The 24688-nt window shown below is 70.1% G+C and carries 20 protein-coding genes and 1 riboswitch; of the genes, 8 read left to right on the forward strand and 12 right to left on the reverse strand.

Annotation, left to right across the window (positions count from 1 at the left end; translation table 11 throughout):
* Positions 1-39 precede the first annotated feature (39 nt).
* Positions 40-687 (forward strand): peptide-methionine (S)-S-oxide reductase MsrA, encoded by a 648-nt coding sequence (gene msrA / locus ACIRDX_RS10695; protein WP_396625428.1) that lies wholly within the window; start codon positions 40-42, stop codon positions 685-687.
* A 131-nt stretch (positions 688-818) separates the two neighbouring features.
* Here the strand turns inward: msrA and ACIRDX_RS10700 are convergent, their stop codons facing one another.
* The 3 genes from ACIRDX_RS10700 to ACIRDX_RS10710 are packed head-to-tail and all read right to left on the reverse strand — an operon-like array spanning position 819 to position 5329.
* Positions 819-2927: a response regulator gene (locus tag ACIRDX_RS10700; RefSeq protein ID WP_396625409.1), complete on the reverse strand. Its 2109-nt coding sequence runs from the start codon at positions 2925-2927 to the stop codon at positions 819-821.
* A 4-nt stretch (positions 2928-2931) separates the two neighbouring features.
* Positions 2932-3705, reverse strand: coding sequence for an ATP-binding protein (locus ACIRDX_RS10705; protein ID WP_396625410.1), 774 nt, complete (start codon positions 3703-3705; stop codon positions 2932-2934).
* Between the two features lie 55 nt (positions 3706-3760).
* Positions 3761-5329: an alkaline phosphatase D family protein gene (locus ACIRDX_RS10710; protein WP_396625411.1), complete on the reverse strand. Its 1569-nt coding sequence runs from the start codon at positions 5327-5329 to the stop codon at positions 3761-3763.
* A gap of 182 nt (positions 5330-5511) precedes the next feature.
* Here ACIRDX_RS10710 and ACIRDX_RS10715 point away from each other — a divergent pair, with 182 nt between their 5' ends.
* Both ACIRDX_RS10715 and ACIRDX_RS10720 read left to right on the forward strand, forming a co-directional pair.
* Positions 5512-6465, forward strand: a complete 954-nt coding sequence (locus ACIRDX_RS10715) for a type I phosphomannose isomerase catalytic subunit (RefSeq protein WP_396625412.1) — start codon at positions 5512-5514, stop codon at positions 6463-6465.
* Between the two features lie 219 nt (positions 6466-6684).
* Positions 6685-7347 (forward strand): TetR/AcrR family transcriptional regulator, encoded by a 663-nt coding sequence (locus ACIRDX_RS10720; protein ID WP_396625413.1) that lies wholly within the window; start codon positions 6685-6687, stop codon positions 7345-7347.
* 37 nt (positions 7348-7384) lie between these two features.
* Here ACIRDX_RS10720 and ACIRDX_RS10725 read toward each other — a convergent pair whose 3' ends face one another.
* From ACIRDX_RS10725 to ACIRDX_RS10745, 5 genes are all read right to left on the reverse strand, one after another.
* Positions 7385-8335: a sugar phosphate isomerase/epimerase family protein gene (locus ACIRDX_RS10725; RefSeq protein ID WP_396625414.1), complete on the reverse strand. Its 951-nt coding sequence runs from the start codon at positions 8333-8335 to the stop codon at positions 7385-7387.
* A gap of 178 nt (positions 8336-8513) precedes the next feature.
* On the reverse strand, positions 8514-10031 hold the full coding sequence (ilvA, locus tag ACIRDX_RS10730; RefSeq protein WP_396625415.1) for a threonine ammonia-lyase, biosynthetic: 1518 nt from the start codon (positions 10029-10031) through the stop codon (positions 8514-8516).
* 168 nt (positions 10032-10199) lie between these two features.
* Entirely contained in the window at positions 10200-10826 is a 627-nt protein-coding gene (locus tag ACIRDX_RS10735; RefSeq protein ID WP_396625416.1) for an HAD family hydrolase, read from the reverse strand.
* Between the two features lie 241 nt (positions 10827-11067).
* Positions 11068-12180, reverse strand: a complete 1113-nt coding sequence (gene metK, locus ACIRDX_RS10740; RefSeq protein WP_396625417.1) for a methionine adenosyltransferase — start codon at positions 12178-12180, stop codon at positions 11068-11070.
* A gap of 129 nt (positions 12181-12309) precedes the next feature.
* Entirely contained in the window at positions 12310-12597 is a 288-nt protein-coding gene (locus ACIRDX_RS10745) for a hypothetical protein (RefSeq protein ID WP_396625418.1), read from the reverse strand.
* Positions 12598-12651: 54 nt separating this feature from the next.
* Positions 12652-12786, reverse strand: a riboswitch (SAM-I-IV-variant riboswitch).
* 34 nt (positions 12787-12820) lie between these two features.
* Between ACIRDX_RS10745 and dut the strand changes: the two genes are divergently transcribed.
* Positions 12821-13273: a dUTP diphosphatase gene (gene dut, locus ACIRDX_RS10750; protein ID WP_396625419.1), complete on the forward strand. Its 453-nt coding sequence runs from the start codon at positions 12821-12823 to the stop codon at positions 13271-13273.
* Positions 13274-13359: 86 nt separating this feature from the next.
* Here dut and ACIRDX_RS10755 read toward each other — a convergent pair whose 3' ends face one another.
* The 4 genes from ACIRDX_RS10755 to ACIRDX_RS10770 form a co-directional block, all read right to left on the reverse strand.
* Entirely contained in the window at positions 13360-16518 is a 3159-nt protein-coding gene (locus ACIRDX_RS10755) for an efflux RND transporter permease subunit (protein ID WP_396625420.1), read from the reverse strand.
* Between the two features lie 139 nt (positions 16519-16657).
* Positions 16658-17851: an efflux RND transporter periplasmic adaptor subunit gene (locus ACIRDX_RS10760; protein ID WP_396625421.1), complete on the reverse strand. Its 1194-nt coding sequence runs from the start codon at positions 17849-17851 to the stop codon at positions 16658-16660.
* An 8-nt stretch (positions 17852-17859) separates the two neighbouring features.
* The gene (locus tag ACIRDX_RS10765) at positions 17860-19458 is read right to left on the reverse strand and encodes a TolC family protein (protein ID WP_396625422.1); all 1599 of its coding nucleotides are present in this window, start codon (positions 19456-19458) and stop codon (positions 17860-17862) included.
* Positions 19451-20074, reverse strand: a complete 624-nt coding sequence (locus ACIRDX_RS10770; RefSeq protein WP_396625423.1) for a TetR/AcrR family transcriptional regulator — start codon at positions 20072-20074, stop codon at positions 19451-19453. The genes ACIRDX_RS10765 and ACIRDX_RS10770 overlap by 8 nt, the downstream gene beginning before the upstream one ends.
* A gap of 290 nt (positions 20075-20364) precedes the next feature.
* On the opposite strand from ACIRDX_RS10770, the gene ACIRDX_RS10775 reads away from it, so the two are divergent.
* The 4 genes from ACIRDX_RS10775 to ACIRDX_RS10790 form a co-directional block, all read left to right on the forward strand.
* Positions 20365-21270: a hypothetical protein gene (locus ACIRDX_RS10775; RefSeq protein ID WP_396625424.1), complete on the forward strand. Its 906-nt coding sequence runs from the start codon at positions 20365-20367 to the stop codon at positions 21268-21270.
* Positions 21271-21372: 102 nt separating this feature from the next.
* On the forward strand, positions 21373-22392 hold the full coding sequence (locus ACIRDX_RS10780; protein ID WP_396625425.1) for a D-alanine--D-alanine ligase: 1020 nt from the start codon (positions 21373-21375) through the stop codon (positions 22390-22392).
* 215 nt (positions 22393-22607) lie between these two features.
* A complete protein-coding gene (locus tag ACIRDX_RS10785) occupies positions 22608-22808 on the forward strand; it encodes a DUF485 domain-containing protein (RefSeq protein WP_396625426.1) in 201 nt (66 codons plus the stop codon).
* 10 nt (positions 22809-22818) lie between these two features.
* The coding region (locus ACIRDX_RS10790; RefSeq protein WP_396625427.1) for a cation acetate symporter at positions 22819-24688 on the forward strand (1870 nt) is incomplete at its 3' end.

A 24688-nucleotide genomic window follows, 5' to 3' on the forward strand; every position in this document is an offset into this window, starting at 1 on the left:
ACCGGGTACCGGGTACGGCGTTCGGGAGGAGAGAACGAGATGTGGTTTTCCAGGAAGTCGCTGCAGGTCCCCACGGCAGATGAGGCGTTGCCGGGTCGTGACACGCCGATCGCGGTGCCGGCGCGGCATCACGTGCTGGCGGCGCCGCTCGACGGGCCCTTTCCGGAGGGCAGCGCGTTCGCGCAGTTCGCGATGGGGTGCTTCTGGGGTGCCGAGCGCAAGTTCTGGCAACTGCCGGGCGTGATCTCGACGGCGGTGGGGTATGCCGGCGGTCACACGCCGAACCCGACCTACGAGGAAGTGTGCACCGGCCTGACCGGGCACACCGAGGTGGTGCGGGTGGTGTACGACCCGATGCGCGTTTCGTACGCGCAGTTGCTCAAGACGTTCTGGGAGAACCACGACCCCACGCAGGGCATGCGCCAGGGCAACGATCAGGGCACGCAGTACCGCTCGCTCATCGGGTGCTACGACGAGGGGCAGCAGGCGGCTGCCGATGCGTCACGCGATGCCTATCAGGGGGCGCTGGAGTCGGCGGGCTACGGCACGATCACGACCGAAATCGTGCCCGCACCGACCTTCTACTTCGCCGAGTCGTACCACCAGCAGTACCTGCACACGCACCCGAACGGCTACTGCGGACTCGGGGGCACGCACGTCAGCTGCCCCATCGGCGTCGGAGCTTGACGGAGTTCAGAATTCAGAATTCAGAGTTCAGAATTCGAAGCTCGAAGCTCGAAGCGCCAAGCTCTCGGCGCGGCGTTCGGCGTTCAGCGCTATGCGCTATGCGCTATGCGCTATGCGTTAAGCGTTAAGCGTTAAGCGTCAAGACGCTCGCGAATCAGCCTGATCAGCGTGGCCGGGCGATACGGCTTCTGCAGGAAGTTCACGCCCGCCTCGAGCGACAGGCGCGCCTCGTCGGACTCCTGGCTGTAGCCGCTCGAGAAGATCACCGGCAGGTCGGGCCGTCCTTCGGTGAGGCGCGAGACGAGGTCGGTGCCCATGATGCCGTCCGGCATCACGATGTCGGTCAGGACCAGGTCGATGTCCTTCTGGTGGCGCGCCCAGATGTCGAGCGCCTCGCGTCCTGATGCCGCCTCGTGCACGCGGTAGCCCTGGCGCACCAGCACGTCGCGCACCATCTCCCGCACCGGCAGTTCGTCCTCCACCACGAGGATGCACTCGTGCCCACGCGGCAGCGGCGGCGGCACCGCGAGTGCCGGCGCGGTGGCGACCGTCCCGGCGAGGCACTGCGGCACGTAGACGTCGAACTGCGTGCCCTCCCCCACCTTCGTGCGCACCTCGACCCAGCCGCGATGCTGCTCGACGATCCCGAACACGGTCGCGAGCCCGAGGCCGGTGGAGCGTGCCTTGTCCTTGGTCGTGTAGAACGGCTCGAAGATGTGCGGCAGGTGCTCGGGCGCGATGCCCATCCCCGAGTCGCGCACCGTGAGCCGGGCATACTGCCCGGGCCCTGGTGCCGTCGGCGCCGTGCGCGGCGGGCGCGCGTGGACCACCGCCGTCGAGACGACGAGCGAGCCGCCGGCGGGCATCGCGTCGCGCGCGTTGACGGCGAGGTTCATCAACACCTGCTCGATCATCCCGGCGTCGGCGTTGATGTGGATGCGCCCCGGCGCCAGCACGCTGTGCAGCTCGATGTCGGCGCCGATGAGGCGACGCAGCAGCTTGCCGAGGTCGGCCACCAGTTCATTGACGTCGGTGGGCGTGAGCTGCACCACCTGTCGGCGGCTGAAGGCCAGCAGTTGCCGCGTCAGCTCCGCGGCCTTGTCGGCGGCCTCGCCGATGGCCCGCGCCGCCGGGACCACGTCGTCGGGCTCGAGCAGCCCGTCCTCGAGCAGCGCCGACTGTCCCTGAATGACCGTCAGCAGGTTGTTGAAGTCGTGGGCCACGCCACCGGCCAGCTTGCCGATGGCCTCCATCTTCTGCGACTGCCGCAGCTGCGCCTCGAGGCTGGCGCGCTTGGCCTCGCTCTCGCGGCGCTCCGACAGGTCGCGCAGGAAGGCGCTGTAGGACAGCCCCGCCGACGAAGGCACCGGCACCAGCGACAGCTCGAGCGCGAGATCGCGGCCGTCGCGGTGCTCGCCGAGGATCTCGGCGCGGCGCTTGACGCCAAAGGCGCACGACGGCGGAAACCCCTCCGTCAGCGCGTCGACGAACGACACACGATCGGCCGGCGCGAGGCACACCTCGTGGAACGGGCGGCCGATCACCTCGACCCGTGACCTGCCGAACAGTTCCTCGGCGCGCAGGTTCCACTCGGTGACCTGGCCCTGCGCCGTGAACGACACCACGGCGTCGAGCGCGTGCTCGATGATCAGCCGCGTGCGCTCCTCGGTGGCCGCCAGCGCGCGCTCGGCGCGCCGGCGCTCGCCCCGGCTCTCCGACTCGCGGAGCTCGCGCTCCACGGCCGGCACCAGGCGCGTGAGGTTGCCCTTCATCAGGTAGTCGTTGGCGCCCAGGCGCATCGCCTCGACGGCCAGGTGCTCGCCCACCGTGCCCGAGACGAGCAGGCACGGCAGGCTGGTGCAGTACTGGCGCACGAGCCGCACGGCATCGAGCCCGGACAGTTCGGGCAGCGAGTAGTCGACGATGGCCAGGTCCCAGCGTCCGCCCTGCAGCGCGCCGCGCAGGCCGCTGGCGTCCTGCACGCGCAGGATGTCGGGCGCGAAGCCGCCGCGCTCGAGTTGCCGCTGGATCAGCCACGCGTCGTCGTGCGAGTCCTCGACGAGCAGCACGCGGATGGGGCGCGCCGGCGCACGGCGCACGTCGGCCGCCCGCCCCGCCGCGACACCGCCGTCACCGAACAGGCCGGGCTGGCCGGCGGACGAGGCGCCTTCCACGGGCTGGGGACCGGTGAGCGTCATGCCGGGCTGGCGACGCACGAGAGACAACGACGAGTCGGCCATGGGTCTACGGAACGGAGCCGGCGGGCAACGACATGTGGAAGGTGGCGCCCTCGCCTGGCGCGGACTCGGCCCACAATCGGCCGCCGTGGCGTTCGACGATGCGGCGCGCCGAGGCGAGGCCCATGCCCAGGCCCTCGAAGGCCTCGGAGGCGTGCAGCCGCTGGAACGGCACGCCCAGGCGGTGGGCGTGTCGCATGTCGAAGCCAACGCCGTTGTCGCACACGCTGATGATCGCGGACCGGTCGGCGCGCGTGCTGCCGACGCTGATCAGCGGAGACGGCACACCGCGCGTGAACTTCCAGGCGTTGGTCAGCAGGTTCTCGAGCGCGATGCCGAGCAGGGCGGGGTCGCCGACCACGGGCAGGCCGTCGGCGACGCGGGTGGCGACACGACGGGCCGGCTCGGCGCGGGCGAGATCCGCGAGGATGCGGCGAGCGAGGGGCGCGAGGTCGATCGGGCTGGCCTGCAGCGCGCCGCGTCCCACGCGCGTCAAGCCGACCAGGGCCTCGACGCGCTCCTCGGCGGTGCGTCGCGCCTGCCTGATGCGACGCACGAACTCGTGGGCCTCGGGCGGCAGGCACTCCCCGAAGTCCTCGACCAGCGCCTGCGCGTACCCCTCGATGGCGCGCAGCGGCGCCCGAAGGTCATGCGAGATCGCCTGCGTGAACGTCTCGACGGCCGGCTCTGCGGCGAGCGGGTCATCAGGGTCGACCAGCGGTCCTCCGGCCAACGGAGGACCGATGGCGACGCCCTGCCAGGGAGGGGGGGGCGACGTCACGGGCGGGTCTCGCCTACTTTGTCGGCATCCACCTGCCCCGGCTGTAGTGAAGACGTCAGCCAGCCAGGGTGAGTCCCGGCCGTCCCGCCTCCACGACGTAGCTCCGGCGGGTCTCGACGGGGGCCCCCGGGCGGGTGACCCACGGCACGACCCGGTAGTGCGTGGTCCACGTGTCGCGGGTGACGTCGGCCACGAGATAGCCGCGCCGATCGCAGGTGTACGCGATGGCCGGGTTGCGCGACAGGATCGGATCGACCGAGGCCGGGTCGTCGGTCCCGTCGCCGCCGCTGGTCACCGAGGTGGTCACGAACTCGGCGCCCACGGCGGGGCGGTCGGGCCCCGTCGCGCCGGCGTGCAGCGTGGCGGCGTAATGCCGGTGGATATCGCCGGTGAGGACGACGAGGTTGCGCTGGCGCGCGGTGAACGTGTCGAGGACGCGGGCGCGAGCGGCGACGTAGCCGTTCCAGCTGTCCATCGGCGCCGCGTCGCGGCCGTCGGGCAGCGGCCGCACGAGCTCGCCGAAGAACACCTGCTGGCCGAGGACGTCCCAGCGCGCGACGGACGCGTGGGCGCGCGTGCGCAGCCAGCCCTCCTGCGCCGCACCGAGCATCGTCCGCCCCGGCAGCGCGGCCTCGGCGCAGTCGACGCGGTTGCCGTCGCCGCACGGCTGGTCGTCGCGGTACTGCCGCGTGTCGAGCATGTACAGCGTCGCGAGGTCGCCCCAGGCGAGGTCGCGATACAGGCGCAGGCGCGATCCGTCGGGCCGCGCGGCCTGCCGCAGCGGCATCACCTCGTGGTAGGCACGGAAGGCCGCCGTTCGACGAGCAAGGAACTGCTCACGTGTCTGCGCGTCTTCGGGCACGTCGCCCGCCCAGTTGTTGTCCACCTCGTGGTCGTCGAAGACCACGGCGAAGGGCGCGGTGGCGTGCAGGGCCTGCAGGTCGGGATCGAGGCGATAGCGGGCGTAGCGGAGGCGGTAGTCGGCCAGGGTGACGATCTCGCCCTGCTCGAAGGGGCGCACGACGGGCGTCTTCGGGTTGCCGGCGTACTCGTAGATGTAGTCGCCGAGGTGCAGCACGAGGTCGGGCCGCTCCTCGGCGAGATGCCGATAGGCCGTGAAGTGGCCGGTCTCGTAGCGCGAACAGGACGCCACGCCGAATCGTGCCGACGTGGCCTGCCCCGGCGCCGGGGCCGTGCGCGTTCGCCCGGGGCGCGACTGGTGGCCCATCGCCGTGAACCGGAAGTGGTACGTGCGGCCCGGTGCGAGGCCGCCCACTTCGACGTGCACCGCATGCGCGTCCGCCGCACGCGCCGTGACCTGCCCGCGCCGCACCACACGGGTGAACGTGTCGTCGGTCGCCACCTCCCAGCGCACGGCCACGTCGCGCGCGGGCATACCGCCGAAGCCATCCTCGGCCAAGGGCGTCGGGGCAAGGCGGGTCCACAGGACCACGCTCGACGCCCACGGGTCGCCCGAGGCCACGCCCAGCGCGAACGGGTCGGGGCCGGCCACGTCGCGAACGGCGAGGGCCGGCGCACGGGAGGCCCATGCGGCCAGGGCCGTGGCGCCGCTGACGAGAAGCGTCCGGCGCGCGCGCCCGTTGGCATCGAGGAGGTGAGGCATGCGCACGATTCTATGCAGGGCATGCGTCCGTGGTGCGACGCCGCCCGGGGCCGGTCGTGGGTGCCGCGTCCGTCCCGCTGCCGGTCCTTGGCCGCCCGAGGCGGTCCCGGGACCGACCCGGCGACAGCGCCGCCCTGCCGCTCGCCGCCACGAACACCCGCGGCGACCGCTAGAATGTCCGGATGGCCGTCTGGGACCGACCGTTCGCCCTCCACCCCACGTTCGCCGAGCGTCCGTGGGGCGTCACCGATCTCTCGCCGTGGTTCACCGCGCCGAACGGCGCCGCGAAGATCGGGGAGGCCTGGTTCACCGCGGACGCCAACCCCACGAGCCTCGGGCCCACGTTCGGCGAGGTGGTCCGGGCCAACCCGGTCGAGATTCTCGGCCCGGATCAAGGCACCGAGTGCCCCCTGCTCCTGAAGATGCTCTTCACGTCCGAGCGCCTGTCGGTGCAGGTGCACCCAGACGATGCGTACGCGGCCGACCATCATGGCGGGTCGCGGGGCAAGACCGAGGCGTGGCACGTGCTGGCCGCCGAGCCGAACGCGACCATCGGGCTCGGCCTGTCGGCGCCCCTGACGCGGGATCAGGCCGAAAGCGCGGCGATTTCAGGGGAAATCGAGCGACTTGTCGATTGGCGCCCTGCCGCGGCGGGCGACACCTACCTCGTGCCGGCCGGCACCGTCCATGCGCTCGGCGCCGGGTTGACGATCGTCGAGATCCAGGAGCAGTCCGATATCACGTACCGCCTGTTCGACTACGGGCGTGGTCGCGAACTGCATCTGGACCACGGGCTGGCGGTGTCGGACCTGGGACCGTACACGCTCGGCAACGACACCCGCCACACGGCTGACGCGGGTCGGACCATCCTGACGCACTGCCGGTACTTCACGCTCGAGTGCCGCACCATCGGCGCGCCCGTGTCGTTCGCTCCCCTGACCCCGCACTTTCATCTGGTGATCGGGATCAAGGGGCAGGGAACGATTGCCGGACAGGCGCTGACCCCTGGCAGTGTCTGGTGCGTCCCGGCTTCGGCGAACGCGTTCAGTGTAGAGAGCACCGACGGATGCGACGTGCTGATCGCCTACCCGTCCGTGACCGCGACTCCGTCGTTCTACGAGAGCGCAAACTACTGAAATAGAAGCATTTGGCTTATTTCAACGGCCGCAGAGGCATGGCGACCGTTGTATCGGTACTTTGAGCAATTTCACTGAACACACTCACTGAGTGTAATCATTTACAAGGATAGACCAGAGTCGCCAATGCTTTAATCTGCAGAGTCTCGTATTTGACAGATCTCACTCAGTGAGTACATTCATCGAGTGAGCTCAGCAGACGAAGACATCAATCGCGACATGCGCCTCTCACTGGCGGTGGGCACCCGTCAGCTCGCCAAGCGCCAGACGCGCGAGCGCGTCCGCGAGGCCGCGCAACGCCTGTTCACCACCAGGGGCTTCGACGACACCACCAGCCAGCTGATCGCCGACACCGCCGGGGTCGCGGTCGGCACCCTGTTCCAGCACGCCAGCGACAAGGAGGACCTCCTCCTCCTGGTGCTCCACGACCCGCTCGCGTCGGCCATGAAGGACGCCCTCGGGTCTGCGTCGCCCCCTGACCTGCTGACCGAGATGACCCTGCTCCTGGGCGCGCTCTTCGAACCGTTCGGCGATCTCGAACTGGCCGGGCGGGCCGCGTTGCGCGCGCTCTGGTTCGGCAGGGGGCCCAACGCGCGGGCCATCCAGTGGCTGCACGAAACCTACCGCGACCAACTCGTGGCCCGGCTCGAACGCGCGCAACAGTCCGGCGAACTGGCCGTCGGGGCCGACGTCCGGGTGCTCGCCAGTAACCTGATGGGCCTGCATCAGGCGGCGCTGCTCGAATGGCTGTGGCTCGAGGACGACCTGGAGACGGCCATCGGTCGGCTGCGCGCCGCACTGGCGCTCCAGATGATTCCCCTGCAGACGACAACGCCCGGGCCGCCGGTCGAACCGGCACCCGGGCGCGACGGGGTCGCCTGAACCGTGCGCCCGGGCGGGCGCACGGCCTGCAAACGGACTAGGCCGAGGGCGCGGCCTTGGCCACGGGCGGCTTGCCGGCGAGGAAGTTGTCGATCCGCGCCACCACATCGGCCAGGTACGCCTTGTCGCCGCCCCTGATCTCGGTGGTCATGTAGCCGTTGTAGCCGATGTCGTGCAACGCCTTGCGGACCTCGACCCAGTTGATGTCGCCCTCGCCGAGGTGCACGAAGTCGAACTTGCCCTCGCGGCGATCCAGCCGGAAGTCCTTCAGGTGGACCTTCTTGATTCGGGGCCCGAGGGTGCGGATCCAGTCCTGCGGATAGGCATAGAACACGATGTTGCCCACGTCGAAGTAGGCCTGCACCCACTTCGACTTGAAGCTGTCCACGTACGTGTTCATCTCCAGCGGGCTCAGGAGGAACTTGTTCCAGACCTCCTCGATCCCGATGACGATCTGCTGCTTCTCGGCCTCGGGCAGGATCCGCTCACGAATCACCTTGTGCGACCGGTCCCAGGCGTCCTTGTAGCCCGTCTTGTCATCGACGACGGCGGGCACGAGCAGCACCGTGTCGGCGCCCAGCAGCTTCGCGTTGGCGATCGAGGTGAGCATCCCCTTCACGCTCTTGTCCACCACCGCCGGATCCGGCGAGGACAGCGGCGAGCGCCAGTGCTCGCTGTTCATCACCGAGTGGATCGGCAGCCGGGCAGCCTGCGCCGCCTTCGCGATCTCCTCGGCCACCTTCGGGTCGTCGATCGTGTTCACCTCCATGCCCTCGAAGCCGACCTCCCGCGCCAGCGCGAAACGCTCGGCGTAGGGCAACTCCTTCGGGAGCATGCCGATGAGCACGGCCTTCTTGGGCGAGCCGCCAGGGGCGGCAGCGAGGGCGGGCGCGGCGCTGGCCGCGGGCGCAAGCGCCGAGGCGGCCGCAGCCACCGCGGGCGCCGCGGCGGCCTGCTTCAGGAACGAACGACGGGAGGAGTGGGACATGGCCGGATGATGTGCCACCGCGCCACGGGAATGCAAATGGACGCGGAACCGGGTACGGGGTGCCGGGTACCGGGGCGCACCGGTGTGGTCCCGGACAGGCTCGGCTCGACGCGGCACCACGACTGACGCTGGCGCCACGCCCGGGCGGGCGGCGCCCCGATGCGCTGGCGGCGCGGCGTCAGGCGAGGAAGCGCTCGTAGGCGTCTTCGCCCGTGTCCTCGAACGACCGGTAGCCGAGCGCCTCGAGGAAGCCGTCGAACGCGGCGTCCTCCTCCGGCGGCACCTCGAAGCCGGCCAGCACGCGCCCGATGTCGGCGCCGTGATTGCGGTAGTGGAAGAGGCTGATGTTCCAGCGACCGCCGAGGGTGTCGAGGAACTGGAGCAGCGCGCCGGGACGCTCCGGGAACTCGAACCGGCAGACGCGCTCCCGGCCGACGTCGCGCGAGCGCCCGCCCACCATGTAGCGCACGTGCAGCTTGGCCAGCTCGCTCTGCGTGAGGTCGGCCACGCGATAGCCCCCTTCGCGCAGGCGCACGAGCACATCGTCGGCATCGGCGCGCGATCGCGTGCCCACGCCGACGAAGATGTGCGCCTCGGCGCGCGTGCTGAGGCGATAGTTGAACTCGGTGACGACGCGAGAGCCGAGGATGGTGCAGAACTCGCGGAACGCGCCCTTGCGCTCGGGAATCGTCACCGCGAAGAGCGCCTCCCGCTGCTCACCGAGCTCGGCACGCTCGGCCACGAAGCGCAGGCGATCGAAGTTCATGTTGGCGCCGGTCAGGATGGCCACCATCGCTCCCGTGGGCGGCGACGGCTGCGCGGCCACCCACGCCTTCAGGCCGGCGACGGAGAGGGCGCCTGCCGGCTCCATGATCGTGCGCGTGTCGTCGAACACGTCCTTGATGGCGGCGCAGATCGCGTCGTTGTCGACCAGCACCACATCGTCGACCGTCTCTCTGGCGATGGCGAACGTGTGCTCCCCCACCTCGCGCACGGCAACGCCGTCGGCAAACAGGCCGACGCGATCGAGCACGACACGATGGCCGGCCTTGAGCGAGCGCGCCATGGCGTCGGCGTCCACCGGCTCCACGCCGATGATCCGCACGGAGGGCAGCACGGCCTTGACGTAGGCGGCCACGCCGGCCAGCAGGCCGCCGCCGCCGACAGGCACGAAGATCGCGCCCAGCTCGCCCGGGCGCTGCCGCACGATCTCGTCGCCGACGGTGCCCTGCCCGGCGATGACGAGCGGGTCGTCGAAGGGATGGATGAACGTGGCGCCGCTGCGCGCCGCCTCCTCACAGGCGAAGGCGTAGGCATCCGCGTACGTATCACCGGACAGCACCACATCCGCGCCGCGGTTGCGCACCGCCTCGACCTTGATGTCGGGGGTCGTGCGCGGCATCACGATCGTCGCGCGCATGCCGAGGTGCTGCGCCGACATCGCAACGCCCTGCGCGTGGTTGCCCGCGCTGGCGGCGATGACGCCACGGTCGCGCTCCTCGGCCGTCAGCCGCGCCATGCGGTTGTAGGCGCCGCGAATCTTGAAGCTGAAGACGGGCTGCAGGTCCTCGCGCTTGAGCAGCACCGGCACGCCGAGCCGCGCCGAGAGTCTGGGGGCGGGGTCGAGTGGGGTCTCACGGGCCACGTCGTAGACGCGGCTGGTCAGGATGTCGCGCAGGAGCGAGTCGAACGGCACGTCTGGGAACTATACCGGGTTCCGGGTATCGGGTACCGGGTACCGGGTATCGGGTATCGGGTATCGGGTACCGGGTACCGGGTACCGGGGAAGGAACGAAGGAACGAAGGATAGAAGGATAGAAGTGAGAAGAGGCGAACAGGGGCGGGCGTGTCCGCGTTGGTCGCGTCAGCCCAGCAGCAGGGCGCGGAGGTCGTCGACGGTGGTGACCAGCGCGTCTGGCTCGGCGGCGCGGAGGTGCGCCTCGGCGCCGACGCCCCACGTGACGGCGCAGGTCCGCAGGCCGGCGGCGCGGCCGGCGACGACGTCGCTGGGCGCATCGCCGATCATCCACGTGCCCGAGCGGCCCACGCCGGCAAGCGCGTGGTGAATCACGTCCGGGGCGGGCTTGTGGGGGAAGTCGTCGGTGCCCTGTACGTGGTCGAGGGCCTCCGCGAGGCCGAGGCGATCGACGACGGTGCGGGCCATCCACGAGGTCTTGGTGGTCGCCACGGCCAGTGCATGCCCGCTGGCGCGCAGGTCGGCGAGCAGCGACTCGATGCCCGGGAACGGACGCGTGCGGTCGGCGCACCGCTCCGAGTAGTCGCGTCGGTACTCCGCGACCAGCCCGTCGATGGCCTCGGCGGGCGCCCACGGCGTGTACATCTCGCGCAGCGGCTTGCCGATGAGCGCACGCACCGCCTCGGCCGTCGGAGGCGCGGCCCCGATCACGTGGAAGCTCCGGCGGAAGGCCGCCGTGATGTCGTCAAGCGAGTCGACGAGCGTCCCGTCGAGGTCGAACACGATCGCGGTCACACAAGGATTGTACGACTCAGGGCTCAGGGCTGAAGGCTCAGGGCTCAGGGGTCAGGGCTCAGAAAGCATCCTGTGTGAGAGGCCGCATGAGAGGCAGCGTGCGCTCTGGGCCTCGAGCCTGAAGCCGTGCCTGCCGACGCGGCGTTCGGCGTTCGGCGTTCGGCGTTCGGCGTCAAAAAGACGACGGCCGCTCCCCTGTGCGAGGAGCGGCCGCGGTATCACGCGCGAGGCGAGGCGAGTCCTAGGCTTCCCAGGGCAGGCCCGGGCGACCGAAGTGCCCGTAGTTGGTCGTCTGGCGGTAGATCGGGCGCAGCAGGTCGAGCGTCTTGATGATGCCCGCCGGGCGCATGTCGAACGTCTTGCGCACGAAGTCCTCGGCGGCCTGGTTGTCGCCCGTCCCGTAGGTCTCCACGAGCAGCGACGTGGGCTCGGCGACGCCGATGGCGTACGAGAACTGCACCTCGCAGCGCTGCGCCAGGCCGGCCTTGACGACCTCGCGGGCCACGTAGCGGCCGAAGTACGCCGCGCTACGGTCCACCTTGGAGGGGTCCTTGCCCGAGAACGCGCCGCCGCCGTGACGCGCCGCGCCGCCGTACGAGTCGACGATGATCTTGCGGCCGGTCACGCCGGCGTCGGCCGAGGGGCCGCCGTGCGCGAAGCTGCCCGACGGGTTCACGAGGAACAGCTCGGCCTTCGGGCACCAGTCGCCGAGCACGCGCGGCGCGAGGTCCTCGATGACGTACGCCTTGATCTCGGCCTGGTCCTTGCCCTCGGTGTGCTGCGTCGACACGACGACGCGCTCGATGGCGACGGGCTTGCCGTCCTCATAGCGCACCGACACCTGGCTCTTGGCGTCGGGTCGGAGGAAGGCGTAGGCGCCGGCCTTGCGGCGATCGTCGGCCAGGCCCTTGGTGAGGCGGTGCGAGAGCAGCAGCGGCAGCGGCATCAGCTCGGCGCTCTCGTTGGTGGCGTAGCCGAACATCAGGCCCTGATCGCCTGCGCCCTGCTCCTCCGCCTTCGCCTTGTCGACGACGCTGGCGTTGATTTCCTTGGACTGGGCCGTGATCTTCTCGATCACCGTGACGCCATCGGCGTTGAACACCTCGCTCGGCCAGTCGTAGCCGATTTCACGGATGGCCTGCCGGGCGATCTTCGTGTAGTCGAGGCCCGTGGCGCCGGTCGTGATCTCGCCGGCGAGCACCACGAGGTCTTCCTTCACCAGCGTCTCGCACGCCACCTTCGACGTGGGATCTTGTGACAGGCAGGCATCGAGGACCGAGTCGGAGATGTAGTCGGCGACCTTGTCCGGGTGGCCCTCCGAGACCGACTCCGAGGTGAGAACGAAACGGGACATGCGGGGCTAATCCTTCAGGTGCTGCGAAAATTGTGGGGCCGGAGCTTCGCCGTGCCAGCCGTTCACGTGTTCCGCCTTCGCTCGCTCGGCCTCATGGCCTTCGCGAGCTTCGGCGGACTGCCGCCGGGGCTAGCTCACGCGGCGCAGCACGCCCTCGGAGCTCACGGTGGCCAGGATCTCGTCCCGGCGCAGCCGCGCCTCGGTCAAGTCGGCCGTCTTGAGCGAGTGACGAATCCGCTCCTGACGCCAGCCGTCGATGATAACCGTATATGCAATCCACCAGAACCGGCCATTGCGCCAGAGGTGGTGGTTCTCGCCGAGGCGCTGGAACCGGCGGTCGTCCGGCGACAGGGCGACCTGCAGCGACGGGCGACGAAGGGCCGGCGACGTTTCGGTGTGGGCGGCTGAGGGAATCATGGTGTCTTCTCCTGAGTTACCAAGTGAAGACACCCGGAGGCTGCGGGTTGCCCCGCCGGACACTTTGGTTGTTCAGTCTCGAACCGCATCGCCACGGACGCCCTCTCGGGTCGCCCGGGCTGGCACCTTGGGATGTCCGCCCCAGGTTGCCGGGCCCGCGCCTGCAGCGGGCCGCTCCGGATGTCGAGAGCAAACATAGCATCACATGTGGAGATACACAAGCGTGGATTTAACGAATGATTCCATAACGGTCGGTGTCCGCCGTCTCGGCGACGTCCCCGAGCCCCGCTACCAGACGGCCGGCGCCGCCGCCCTCGACCTCGCGGCCGCCGCCGAGGTCACCGTGGCGCCAGGCCAGCTCGCCCTCGTGCCCACGGGACTCGTCTTCGCCGTCCCCCCCGGCCACTTCCTGGCCATCGTCGCGCGCAGTTCCCTGCCGCGGCGGGGCCTCATCGTGGCCAACGGCCTGGGAGTCCTCGACAGCGACTACCGCGGCCCGGCCGACGAGGCGCGGGTGCTGGTGCTCAACTACACGGACGCGCCGGTCACGATCGCTGCGGGCGACCGCATCGCCCAGGCCTTCGTGCTGCGCGTGCCGCGCGTCGAGTTCGTGCCGCTGGCCCACGGTGACGCCGAGGAGTCGCGAGGGGGGTTCGGGTCGACGGGAGAGAAGTGATGCAGGCTCAGGGCTCAGGGCTCAGGGCTCAGAGAGCATCCTGACTGACTGCGTTCTGAGCCTTGAGCCTCGAGCCTTGAGCCTGTTTACGACCCTGCCCGCGTCGCCGCCGGCTGAGGCAGTTCGATGTGCTCGCTGGCCGGGCCGTGGCTCTGCGCCCGGGCCGGCCGACGGAAGAGGCCGAGCGCCCAGTCGCGGAAGCCGGCCATGATGTCGTAAATCGTCGGGATGACGAGCAGCGTGAGCACCGTCGACGTGATGACGCCGCCGATGACGGCGCGGCCGAGCGGGGCGCGGAAGTCTGCGCCTTCGCCGTGCCCGATGGCCACCGGGATCATGCCGGCCACCAGTGCGAAGCTGGTCATCAGGATCGGCCGCAGGCGCACGCGGCCCGCCTCGATGAGCGCCTCGCGACGCTCCATCCCCTGCTCCATCGAGTACTTCGCGAAGTCGATCAGCAGGATGGCGTTCTTGGCCACGATGCCCATGAGCAGGATGACCCCGATCATGCTCATCAGGTTCAGCGTCGTATTGGTGAACAGCATGGCGAGCATGACGCCGATCAGCGACAGCGGCAGCGACACCATGATCGCCAGCGGGTCGAGGAACGACCCGAACTGCAGCACCAGCACGAAGTACATCAGCAGGATGGCCAGCGCCAGCGCCGCGAGGATGCCGCCGAAGACTTCTGCCTGGTCGGCCGACTCGCCGCCCGTCGAGAGTTCGTAGCCCGGCGGCAACGGGACCTTCTCGTTGACGCGCGCCGTGACGTCGCTGAGCACGGCGTTGAACGACCGCCCCTCCGTGTTCGCCTCGATCTTGATCACCCGATCCCGGTTCAGGTGATCGATGCGGGCCGGGCCGATGTTCTGCGTGAGCCGGGCGACCTGCCCCAGCGGGATGAGCACCGGCCCCTGCGGCCCGACCACGCTGATCGGCAGCTGCGTCAGGTCGCGGATGCTGCTGCGCGACTCCGGGGCGAGCCGCACGTACACGTCGCGCGTCTCGCCGCTCGGATCGATCCAGTCGCCCGTGTCGATGCCGGCAAAGGCCGGGCGCAGGGCCTGGGCGACCTGCCCGACCGTGATGCCCATCGAGCCTGCCAGGCCGCGGTCGAGCTGCACGTCCACCTCGGGCTTGCGCCCCTTGGTGGACAGGCCGACGTCCACCGCGCCGGGCACCTGGCGCACCTCGTCGCGCATCTTCTCGGCCAGTTCCGACAGCGTGGTGGCGTCGGGCCCGGTGAGCTGCAGCTGGATCTGCTTGATGTTGCCGAAGAAATTCGTGTTGATCCACGCCTCCACGCCCCCGAGGTGCAGCAGCTTGGCGCGCAGGTCGGCCGCCACCTCCTCCTGGCGGCGCGTCCGCTCGGCTCGCGGCGTCAGCTTGACGAACACGTTCCCTTCGTCGACCGACTCGGTCTGCCCACCGATGCTCGTGTAGGTGTAGGCGACCTCCGGCAGCGAGCGGGCGATGGTCGAGACCTCCTGCGTCTTCAGCTTCGTGTACTCGATGTTCGAGCCGGGCGGCGTGGTCACCACCACCTGGAACTCCGAGTTGTCCGAGACCGGCAGGAAGGCGCCGCCCACCAGACCGAGCGCCGGCAGCGCCAGCGCACCGACGAACGACGCGATGGTCAGCACCACCATCGCGAACCGGTGACGGAGCGCCCAGCGGATGACCGACTTGTACCGATCGGCCTGGCGGTCGAACCACTTGTTGAAGCGGTCGAGGGCGCGCGAGATGAAGGTGCGCTGCTCCACCGGGATGTGCGGGTCGGGCCAGTAGGCCGACAGCATCGGGTCGAGCGAGAACGAGACGAACAGCGACACCAGCACCGAGCAGGCGATGGTCAACGCGAGCGGTGCGAACCACTGCTGCGCCAGGCCGCCCATGAAGGCGATCGGCACGAACACCACGACGATCGACAGGGTCGTGGCCGCCACCGCCAGTCCGATCTCCGACGTGCCCTCGCGCGCCGCCGTGTAGTGGTCCTTCCCCATCTCGACGTGGCGGACGATGTTCTCCCGCACGACGATCGCATCGTCGATCAGGATGCCGATGGCCAGCGACAGGCCGAGCAGCGACATCGTCTCGAGCTTGAACCCGAACATGAGCACGGTGATGAACGAGGCGAGGACCGACACCGGCAGCGCCAGGCCGGTGATCACCGTCGAGCGCCACGAGTTGAGGAACAGGAACACCGTGATCACCGTGAGCACGGCGCCCTCGATGAGGGCCGACTGCACGCTTTCGACCGACGCCTCGACGCGCGCCCCGGCATCGCGAACCAGCTTGAGCTCGACGCCTGGCGGCAGCGTCTTCTGCACCTCGCGGACCTTCTCGATCACCGCCGCGCTGACGGTGGTCGTGGAGGCATTGGTCGTCTTCTTGACCTCGATGCCGACGGCGTTGGCGCTGTTGAAGGCGGCGCCGGTCCGCGGCTCCTCTGCGCCATCGTAGACGCGTGCCACGTCGGCGAGCCTGACGATGCGCCCGCCGACCTGGCTGACGGCAATCTGCCCGAACTCGTTCGGCGTCTGCAGGCGGCCGCGGAGGCGGATGGTCCGCTCGTTGATGCCGCCCTGCAGGCGCCCGACCGGCACGGCGAGGTTCTGCGACTGCAGCGCGCCGACCACCTGGCCGACGCTGACGCCGGCGGTCTGCATCGCGGTCGGGTCGATCTCGACGGTGATCTCACGCTCGATCGCGCCCACCACCACGACCTCCGCGACGTTGCGGATGCCGCGCAGCTCGTTGGTGACGCCGGGATCGGCGATCTGCGTGAGCTGGGCGCCGGTCAGGTTGCTCGAGGTCAGCGCCAGCGTGACGATCGGGAAGTCGTTCGGATCGAACCGCTTGAGGATCGGCTCCTCGAGCTCCTGCGGCAGCTCGTTGCGGATCTCCGAGATCTTGTCGCGGATTTCCTGCACCGCCTCGGCCGGCTCCTTGCCGAACTCGAACTCGGCGACGATGAGGCCGAAGCTGTCGAGCGACTGCGAGTCGAGCTTCTTGAGCCCGCTGATGCTCGAGATGCCCTCCTCGATCGGATCGATCACATCGCGCTCGACCTGATCCGGCGACGCCCCGGGGAACGGAATGGCCACCGACACGACCGGCGGGGCGATCTCGGGGAACTCGTCGACCTCCAGCTTCAGCAGGGCGAAGAAGCCGAAGACCACGAGCGCCAGCATCGAGACGACCGTGACCGTGGGCCGCTTGATGGCGAAATCGGAGATGAACACTGCAGGGTCTCCTTACAGAATTTCCGGGTACCGGGTACCGGGTGCCGGGTAGCGGGTTCAGGGTGTCGGGGCGCCGCATGCCACGGCGATGCCCCTCACCTCTCCCCCGCTGCCGACTGCCGACGCCCGACTGCCGCGCTTACGACTTGGACGCGCCCGCGGGCGCCGCCGGCGCGACCGCCGGCGCGGACGGCTGCGAGCGGTCGGTGACCCGCACCTGCGTCCCCGGCGTGACGCCCTGCGCCACGCCCGTCAGCAGCATGTCGCCGTCCGAGAGCCCCTCGACGACCTCGGCGCGCTCGTTCTGCGCGTCGACCAGGCCGAGGCGCACCGTCACGCGCTCGACCTTGCCGTCGCGAATGCGCAGCACGGTCGGCGTGGTGCCGGGGTCGGCGATCACGCTGAGCGGGAGCACGAGCCCGCGACGCGCTTCCTGGGTGACACGGCCATCGGCGAACAGCCCCGCGACCAGCCGGCCGCTGCGGTTGTCGACCGTCACCCAGATCGGCACCTGCCGCGTCGCCGGGTCGGCGGTCGGGCTGATGCGCTCGATCCGGCCGGTGAAGGCCTGGTCGGGATAGCCGCGGACCTGGAACGTCACGGCGGCGCCGACCCGCACGGCCGTCAGCGACTCGGACGGCACGGAGGCCTCGAGCTGGATGCTGGACGGGTCGACGATCGTGTAGAGCGGCGTGCCCGGGGCGACCACGTCGCCGGCATTGACCGGACGGGCCGCCACCACGCCGGAGATCGGTGCGGCCACCGTGGCATCGCCCAGGATCTTGCGGGCCGACGACAGGCGGCTGCGCGCGCCGGCGACCTCGGACTCGAGGCGGACCACCTCGTTCCGGGCGGCCTCGAGCGTGCGCTCGGCCACCGCGCCTGCCGCGACCAGCTTTTCGGCGCGCGCCAGTTCACGGCGCGCCAGGTCGAGCGCCTGCTCCTGCGAGCGGACCGACGACTCGGCCGAGCTGACCGCCTCGCCAGCGGTCCGGGCCTCGATGCGTGCGAGCACCTGCCCCCGCCGCACGGCCTGTCCCTGCTCGGCCGTCACCGACAGCACGGAGCCACCGACCTCGGCACGCACCGTCGCCTGATCCTTCGGCGCGAGCGTGCCGGAGATGGACGGGCCGGTGCGAATCTCGTCGAGGCCGACGCGGACCGTGTTCTCCTTGCCGATCTCGAGCACGGGCGGCGGCGCGGGCGCGGCCGCCTTGGCCTCGGCCTCCTTCGTGGCGCCGTTGCCGCAGCCGGCGGCGAGCACGAGCGAGGCGGTCACTCCGACGAGCGCCGCGGTCCAGTCGATGCGGCGGAGCCGCGCGTGTCCAGTCATCACGTTCCTCACTGCCTTGCCCCCGTCTGCGTCGCGGCGGCCGTCTGGCTGCCTGCTCCCGTTGTCGGCTGTGCGTTGCCGGCCGCCACTGCGCTGGCGGTGGCTGCGCCACCGGTCGCGGCTCCGAGCGGCAGGTCGGGCAGCAGGGCCAGCCGGGCGCGCGTCACCTGCAGGTCGCGCGCGGCCTGTGCACGCGCCGCCTCGGCGCGCTCGAGCGCGAGCCGTGCGTCGTTGAGTTCGAGCTGCGTCGAGAGCCCCTCGCGGTAGCGGACATCGGCGATCCGGTAGGCGCGCTGCGCCTCCTCCACCGTGCCGGCCGAGGCGTCCCAGGCCGCGCGCGCGGCCTCCCACGTGGCGTGGGCGCTGCGCTGGTCGAGTTCGGCCAGCTCCTTCACCAGCTGCAGCTGCTGACGGCTCTCCTCGAGCGAGGCCTCCGCGATCGCACGGTTGGCCTTGCGGCGCCCGCCGTCGAGCAGCGGCATCGAGATCTGCGCGGCGACGTTCCAGTCGCGCCGGTTGTACTTCGGCAGCGGGTCGTAGGCGTAGGCGATGAAGCCCGAGTTGACGTCGACGCGCGGCTTGAACTGCGCCTGCGTGATGGCCACCGCCGCCTCGCTGGCCTGCACGCCCGCCTCGGTCTGCTTCACCGCCGTGCGCTCCACCAGGCGGAACTGCGCCTCGGCCTCGGCCAGCGTCGCGCTCCAGCGGCTGGCCAGCGCGCCATTGGGTTCGACCAGGTTGGCCTCGAGCTCGAGGGGCTGGTCGGCCGGCACGTTGATGAGCTGCTTGAGGCGCAGGTACGCGAGGTCGCGCTGGATGCGCGTCCGGATGACCGCCGAGCGCTGGTTGTCGCGCGACACGCGTGCCCGCAGCACCTCGAACTCGGCGATCTGCCCGACCTGGAACTGCACGTCGATCTGGCGGAGCGTCTCCTCGGCCTGCGCCAGGGTCGACTCGGTGATGGTCACGAGCCGATCGCTCAGCGCCGCATCGTAGAACGCGGTCGCGACGTCGAGGTCGAGCTGGGCGCGCGCCGTGCTGACGCCGAACGAGGCTGCCTCGCGGCCGGCGCGGGCCTGCCGCTCCTGCGCACGCACCGTGCCGCCGTCGTAGACCATCTGCGTGAAGGTGAGGCTCGCGGTCCAGGTGTTGAGCTGGCCGAACGGCAGGTCGTTGTCGCCGCCCCCGGCAAAGGGATTGCTCGGCGGGCACTGGAGATAGCGCTCGAGCTCGGTCACGCGCTGGTCGAGCGGCGCCGCCGGGTTCACGGTGAGGCCGGCGCACGGCTGGGTCGCGCCTCCGCCGTCGAAGATGCCGTCGAACTGCGTCTGGAGGGTGCGCTGGTAGGCGGCGGCCCCGGCCAGCTGCGGGTAGAGGCCACTGCGCGCGAGCGCGATCTGGCCGTCGGCGCGACGCACGCCCGCCTCGGCCACGGCCACCTGCTCACTGCCGCCTTCGGCCAGCTGCAGGGCCTCGTCGAGGGACACACGACGCGCGGGCGCCGCGGGCGCGGCCGGACCTTGTGCGACGGCCGGCAGCGGCACGGTCACGAGCGCCGCCAACAGGAGGGCACCGACACGAGGGAACGATGACTGCGACTCAGGCATGATGCACCACGGCCTCCGGCGCGAGGGCCGGGGCGGGGAGGGAACTCCGCGCGCCAATCGCGCGCAGGAAGAAGGCCACGTACCGCGCGGGGGCTTCAGCGGGCGAGTACGTGTAGCACTGCGGATGCACGTCGCGACCCATGGCGTCGGCAAAGACGACGCCACCGAGGACGCTGCAGGCGACCGGGACGTCGACGTCGGAGTCGCAGAGGCCCGCGGCGGTCAGCCGACCGAGGTAGGCGCGCAGCGTCTGCTCGATGCTGGAGCTGATGCGGTCGCTCAGGCAGCCCATGTCGGGATGGGCGACGGCATCGGCCATGGCGGCCTTGATGAGACGGTTGTTGCCGAGCATGAACTCGTAGTGCCGGCGGGTCCAGTCGAGCAGTTCGGCCGCGGGGTCCTGGGGGACCTCGGGCAGCACCGCTTCGTCCTGCAGCCGGGTCACCGCGCGCACCACGGCCTCGAGGATGAGGCCTTCCTTCGAGCCGAACTGCCGGAAGAGGGTGACCTCGTTCACGCCGGCTTCCTGGGCGATCCGGCGGGTGGTGGCCCCGCGGAATCCGGCATGGGCGAAGACCTTCACCGCCGCTTCGAGCAACTGTTCGCGTACGTCCATGGGCAAGGGCCCCGTCTGGCGGGGAACGAGACTTTGTACCTCAAATTCACAATGAAAGCAAGTAACCACTTGCTTTCTGTGCGCGTAGAAACCTGAGAAGTCAGAATTTCCTAGGCACTGAGCGCCACATCAACCTCGAACGAACCCGTCAGCTTGTACCGCACAAGTACAACCTCAGACCGCCTCGACAGGGCGTTGTCATCGAGCCCTGCGCAGTGCAAGCGCTTACTTGCGACGCTCCCACAGGGACGAGGGTTCCGCGCGCGAAGTTCCGTTAGCCTGTCACTCACGTGCTGCCCTCCGGCTTGAACCTGCCGTGGATCCGCTACGGCGGCGACTTCGGCGCCAACGCCTGGTCGCCGGCCGGTGGCCTCTCCACCCGCCCCACCGACCAGGTGCGCCGCCTGATCGGTCGTGCCGCCGCTGCCGGCGCGCAGGTCGTCCGCTGGTTCGTCCTCTGCGACGGCCGCGCCGGCATCCGCTTCGGCCCCGACGGCCTGCCTCAGGCCCTGCAGCCCGTCGTGCTCGACGACATGGCCTGCGCGCTCGACCTGCTCGGCGCGCACGGGCTGCGCATGATGCCCGTCCTGCTGGATTTCACCTGGGGCGACGCGCCCAGGGTGGTGAACGGCGTCGCGCTCGGCGGACGCCTCCCCGTCCTGCGCGATCCGCTGGCCCGGGCGGCCCTGTGGCGCGTCGTCGACGACCTGGTCGCGCCGTTCGGTCGGCATCCCGGCATCGCCGCCTGGGATCTCTGGAACGAACCCGAGTGGCTCATGCGCCCGTGGCGCGCCCCGGCGCGGCGGCTGTCGGGGGCGCGCCTGCGCCAGGCGCTTGAGGAACTCGCGCTGCACGTGCGGTGGCACGCCACCCAGCCCCTCACGGTCGGGCTGGCGAGCACGCGCGGACTGCCGCTGTGCCGCACGCTCGAACTCGACATCCTGCAGGTGCACTGGTACGACCCCCTCGAGCGCCGCGCGCCGCTCGCGCACCGCCCGCAGGTCTCGTGGAGCCGCGCGCCGTGGCTGCTCGGCGAGTACCCCACGCGAGGCAGCGCCCGTCCGCCCGGCGCCATCGTCGCCGCAGCACGCGAGGCCGGCTACGACGCGGCATGGCCGTGGTCGCTGCAGGCCGACGACCGCAGCAGCGACAGCGAGGCGGCGCTGCGTGCCGTGACCCACGATCGCAATGCGTAAGCAGCACCTTGACACTTGACACTTGGTGCTTGGTGCTTGGTGCTTGAGCCCTGAGCCCTGAGTCCTGAGCCTCTACACGCGCTGATGCAGTAGACTGCACGCATGCGTCGCCTGCGCGTGCTGTGCCTCATGCACGACTATCTCGTGCCCCCGGAGGACGACAGCAAGTACGACATCTCGGTGCCGTGGAAGACCGAGTTCGACGTCAAGAACACGCTCGACGTGATGGGGCACGAGGTTCGCACGGTGGGCGTCGGCGACGACCTCGGCGTGATCCGCACGGCCATCAAGGACGTCTCGCCGCACATCGTCTTCAACCTGATGGAGAACTTCACCGAGGTGGGCGTGTTCGACCAGAACATCGTCAGTTACCTCGAACTCCTCAAGGTGCCCTACACCGGGTGCAACCCGCGCGGGTTGATGCTGTCGCGCGACAAGGCGCTGTCCAAGCAGTTGCTGGCCTACCACCGGATTCCGGTGCCCGACTTCGCGGTGTTCCGCGTCGGCCGGCCGGTGCAACGTCCCAAGCGCCTCACGTTCCCGCTGATCGTGAAGTCGCTGACGCAGGAGGCCTCGATCGGCATCTCGCAGGCGTCCGTGGTCGAGACCGACGAGAAGCTGCGCGAGCGCGTCCACTTCATCCATCACTCGGTGGGCACCGATGCCATCGTCGAGCGCTACATCCCGGGGCGCGAGCTGTACGTCGGCATCGTCGGGAACCTGACGCTGAAGGTGTTCCCGGTGTGGGAGCTCAACCTCGGCAACCTGCCACGCGAGAACTGGCGCATCGCCACCGAGCGCGTGAAGTGGAGCGGCCCCTACCAGGAGAAGCACGGCATCATGAGCGGCCCGGCCACGGGCCTCGAACCAGGGCAGGCCGAGCGCATCCAGCGCTTGTGCAAGCGGGTGTACCGCACGCTGGACCTGAGCGGCTACGCGCGCATCGACCTGCGCCTCGCCGACGATGGGCGGATGTACGTGCTGGAGGCCAACGCCAACCCGCAGATCGCGTACGGCGAGGACTTCGCCGAATCGGCCGAGGCCGCGGGGCTGAACTACGAACAGCTCCTGCAACGCATCATCAACTACGGCCTGGCCTGGCGCCCCGAGCGGCGGGGCTAGCGCGTCGGCCCAGGGCCGACGCCACCACCACAGCCCCCGTGGCCCCGCCGCCCTTCCACCCTTCCGCCCTCCCGCCCTTCGGCCTTTCTACCCTTCGGCCTTCGGCCGTTGTGCTTCCACCGTCGTCCTTGCCGTGCCTTCGGCATTCCCGGCATCTCCGCATCGCAGCATTTGCCCTCCCCCCCCCTCCTGCGACAGAGTAGGCACGCATCCGCATGCGCATCCCACGCGTCGCCCTCTGGCTCTTCGGCCTGTACCTGCTCGTGTATGTCGGCTTCATGGCCCTGAGCGCGTTTGCGCCCGGTGTCATGGCCGCAACGCCGCTGGCCGGCCTTCCCGTCTCGCTCCTGTACGGCCTGCTGCTGATCGCCCTGGCCTTCCTGCTCGCCGCGCTGTACCTGCGCGTGGCCCGCTGACCCCGCGCCCATGGTCTACGTCACCTCGCCGCTCGCTGTCGGCGTGTTCCTCGCGTTCGTGCTCGGCGTCCTGGTCCTGAGCTGGTGGCTCGGGCGCGGCGCCACCTCGGCCAGCGGCTACTACGCGGCCCACGGCCAGATCCACTGGTTCGTCAACGGCATCGCGTTCGCCGGCGACTACCTGTCGGCCGCGTCGTTCCTCGGTATCTGCGGAATGATCGCGTTCTACGGCTACGACGGCTTCCTCTACTCGATCGGCTACCTGGCGGGCTGGGTGGTGGCGCTGTTCGTCGTGGCCGAGCCGCTCAAGCAGATGGGCAAGTTCACGTTCGCCGACGCGCTCGACGCCCGCTTCCACTCGCGGGGCATCAAGCTCGCCGCGGCGATCAGCACGCTGGTCGTCAGCCTGTTCTACCTGATCCCGCAGATGGTCGGCGCGGGCGTCCTCATCAAGCCGCTGCTCGGCTTCTCGCATGCCGCGGGCGTACTCATCGTCGGCGTGGTGGTCACGATCATCGTGGTCACTGCGGGCATGGTGTCGACGACGTGGGTGCAGTTCATCAAGGGCGGACTGCTGGTCGCGTTCTGCTTCGTGCTCACGGTGATGATCCTGCGGCGCGGCTTCGAGGTGCCGGCCGGGCTCCCGGTCACGCCGATCACGCCGGAGGCGGCGGCGCTGGACGGCCGCGTGGTGGCCGATCCGGACTGGCCGTCCGATCAGTGGCTGCAGGTGCAGCAGGCCAGCGGTGCGGTGCACAGCTTCCGTCGCCTGCCGGACGGCACGGTGCGGCTCACGCAGGTGGTCACGACCGGGGGCGGCACGACCCTGGTGGACGGCCTGCCCCAGGGCGTGGGCGCCAATGCGCACGACCTCACGCCGGTGGGTGCCGTCACCGCGCTGCCCGGTGGCGTCACGTCCACGGGCCCGCTCGGCCCGGTGGCGTTCCTGCGCACCTTCAACGAGGCGACGATCGAGACGTGGACCTCGGAGAAACGCACCCTGCGTGACGGCCGCGTGGCGACCATCTACACGCCGCGATCGCAGGCCGGCGCCGACCTGCTGCAGCCGGGCGCGAGCCCGACGTTCAAGGGCGTGCGCAGCACCACGCTCTTCGACAAGCTCGACTTCCTGTCGCTGATGCTCGCGTTGTTCGCGGGCACCGCGTCGCTGCCCCACATCCTGATCCGGTACTACACCGTCAAGGACGTGATGGCCGTGCGCAAGTCGACGGTGGTGGGCATCGGCGCGATCGGGCTCTTCTACGTGCTGACGCTCTACCTCGGCCTCGGCGCGATGACCAGCGGCGCGCTCGACGTGACCAACACGAACATGGCGGCGCCCTTGTTGGCGCGCAGCTTCAGCGAGCCGCTGTTTGCCGTGATTTCGGCCATCGCCTTCACGACGGTGCTCGGCACGGTGAGCGGCCTCATCCTCGCCGCGAGCGGCGCCGTGGTGCACGACCTGCTCACGCACGTCTGGCGCATGGAGCTGACCGACGATGCGAAGGTGCGCGCGGGCAAGTGGGTGGCGGTGGCCGTGGGCCTCGTGGCGATGCTGCTCGGCATCGCGTTCGAGAAGCTGAACGTCTCGTTCCTGGTCGGCTGGGCGTTCAACGTGGCGGCCTCGGCCAACCTGCCCTCGCTGGTGATGCTCCTGTTCTGGAAGCGGACCACCAAGCAGGGCATCGTCGCGGCCATCCTGGTCGGCATGGCGAGTTCGCTGGGCTGGATTCTGGCGAGCGCGCAGGCCTACAAGGACGTGTACGGCTGGCCGCCGGAGCAGGCGCTGGTGCCCTTCAGCCAGCCCGGCATCGTGACGATTCCGCTCGGATTCCTCGTGCTCGTGGTGGTGTCGCTGCTCACCCCGCGGCCTGTCGACC

This window comes from Luteitalea sp., assembly GCF_044337415.1.
In the GTDB taxonomy this organism is placed as follows: domain Bacteria; phylum Acidobacteriota; class Vicinamibacteria; order Vicinamibacterales; family Vicinamibacteraceae; genus Luteitalea.

What these genes read in the sequence shown, in the direction of transcription:
- ACIRDX_RS10780 (WP_396625425.1), top strand. Translation starts at nt 21,373, where the DNA reads ATGCGTCGCCTGCGCGTGCTGTGCCTCATGCACGACTATCTCGTGCCC.
- ACIRDX_RS10710 (WP_396625411.1), bottom strand. Translation starts at nt 5,329, where the DNA reads ATGCCTCACCTCCTCGATGCCAACGGGCGCGCGCGCCGGACGCTTCTC.
- ACIRDX_RS10770 (WP_396625423.1), bottom strand. Translation starts at nt 20,074, where the DNA reads ATGGACGTACGCGAACAGTTGCTCGAAGCGGCGGTGAAGGTCTTCGCC.
- ACIRDX_RS10725 (WP_396625414.1), bottom strand. Translation starts at nt 8,335, where the DNA reads ATGTCCCACTCCTCCCGTCGTTCGTTCCTGAAGCAGGCCGCCGCGGCG.
- ACIRDX_RS10765 (WP_396625422.1), bottom strand. Translation starts at nt 19,458, where the DNA reads ATGCCTGAGTCGCAGTCATCGTTCCCTCGTGTCGGTGCCCTCCTGTTG.
- ACIRDX_RS10700 (WP_396625409.1), bottom strand. Translation starts at nt 2,927, where the DNA reads ATGGCCGACTCGTCGTTGTCTCTCGTGCGTCGCCAGCCCGGCATGACG.
- ACIRDX_RS10785 (WP_396625426.1), top strand. Translation starts at nt 22,608, where the DNA reads ATGCGCATCCCACGCGTCGCCCTCTGGCTCTTCGGCCTGTACCTGCTC.
- msrA (WP_396625428.1), top strand. Translation starts at nt 40, where the DNA reads ATGTGGTTTTCCAGGAAGTCGCTGCAGGTCCCCACGGCAGATGAGGCG.
- ACIRDX_RS10720 (WP_396625413.1), top strand. Translation starts at nt 6,685, where the DNA reads ATGCGCCTCTCACTGGCGGTGGGCACCCGTCAGCTCGCCAAGCGCCAG.
- metK (WP_396625417.1), bottom strand. Translation starts at nt 12,180, where the DNA reads ATGTCCCGTTTCGTTCTCACCTCGGAGTCGGTCTCGGAGGGCCACCCG.
- ACIRDX_RS10715 (WP_396625412.1), top strand. Translation starts at nt 5,512, where the DNA reads ATGGCCGTCTGGGACCGACCGTTCGCCCTCCACCCCACGTTCGCCGAG.
- ACIRDX_RS10760 (WP_396625421.1), bottom strand. Translation starts at nt 17,851, where the DNA reads ATGACTGGACACGCGCGGCTCCGCCGCATCGACTGGACCGCGGCGCTC.
- ACIRDX_RS10745 (WP_396625418.1), bottom strand. Translation starts at nt 12,597, where the DNA reads ATGATTCCCTCAGCCGCCCACACCGAAACGTCGCCGGCCCTTCGTCGC.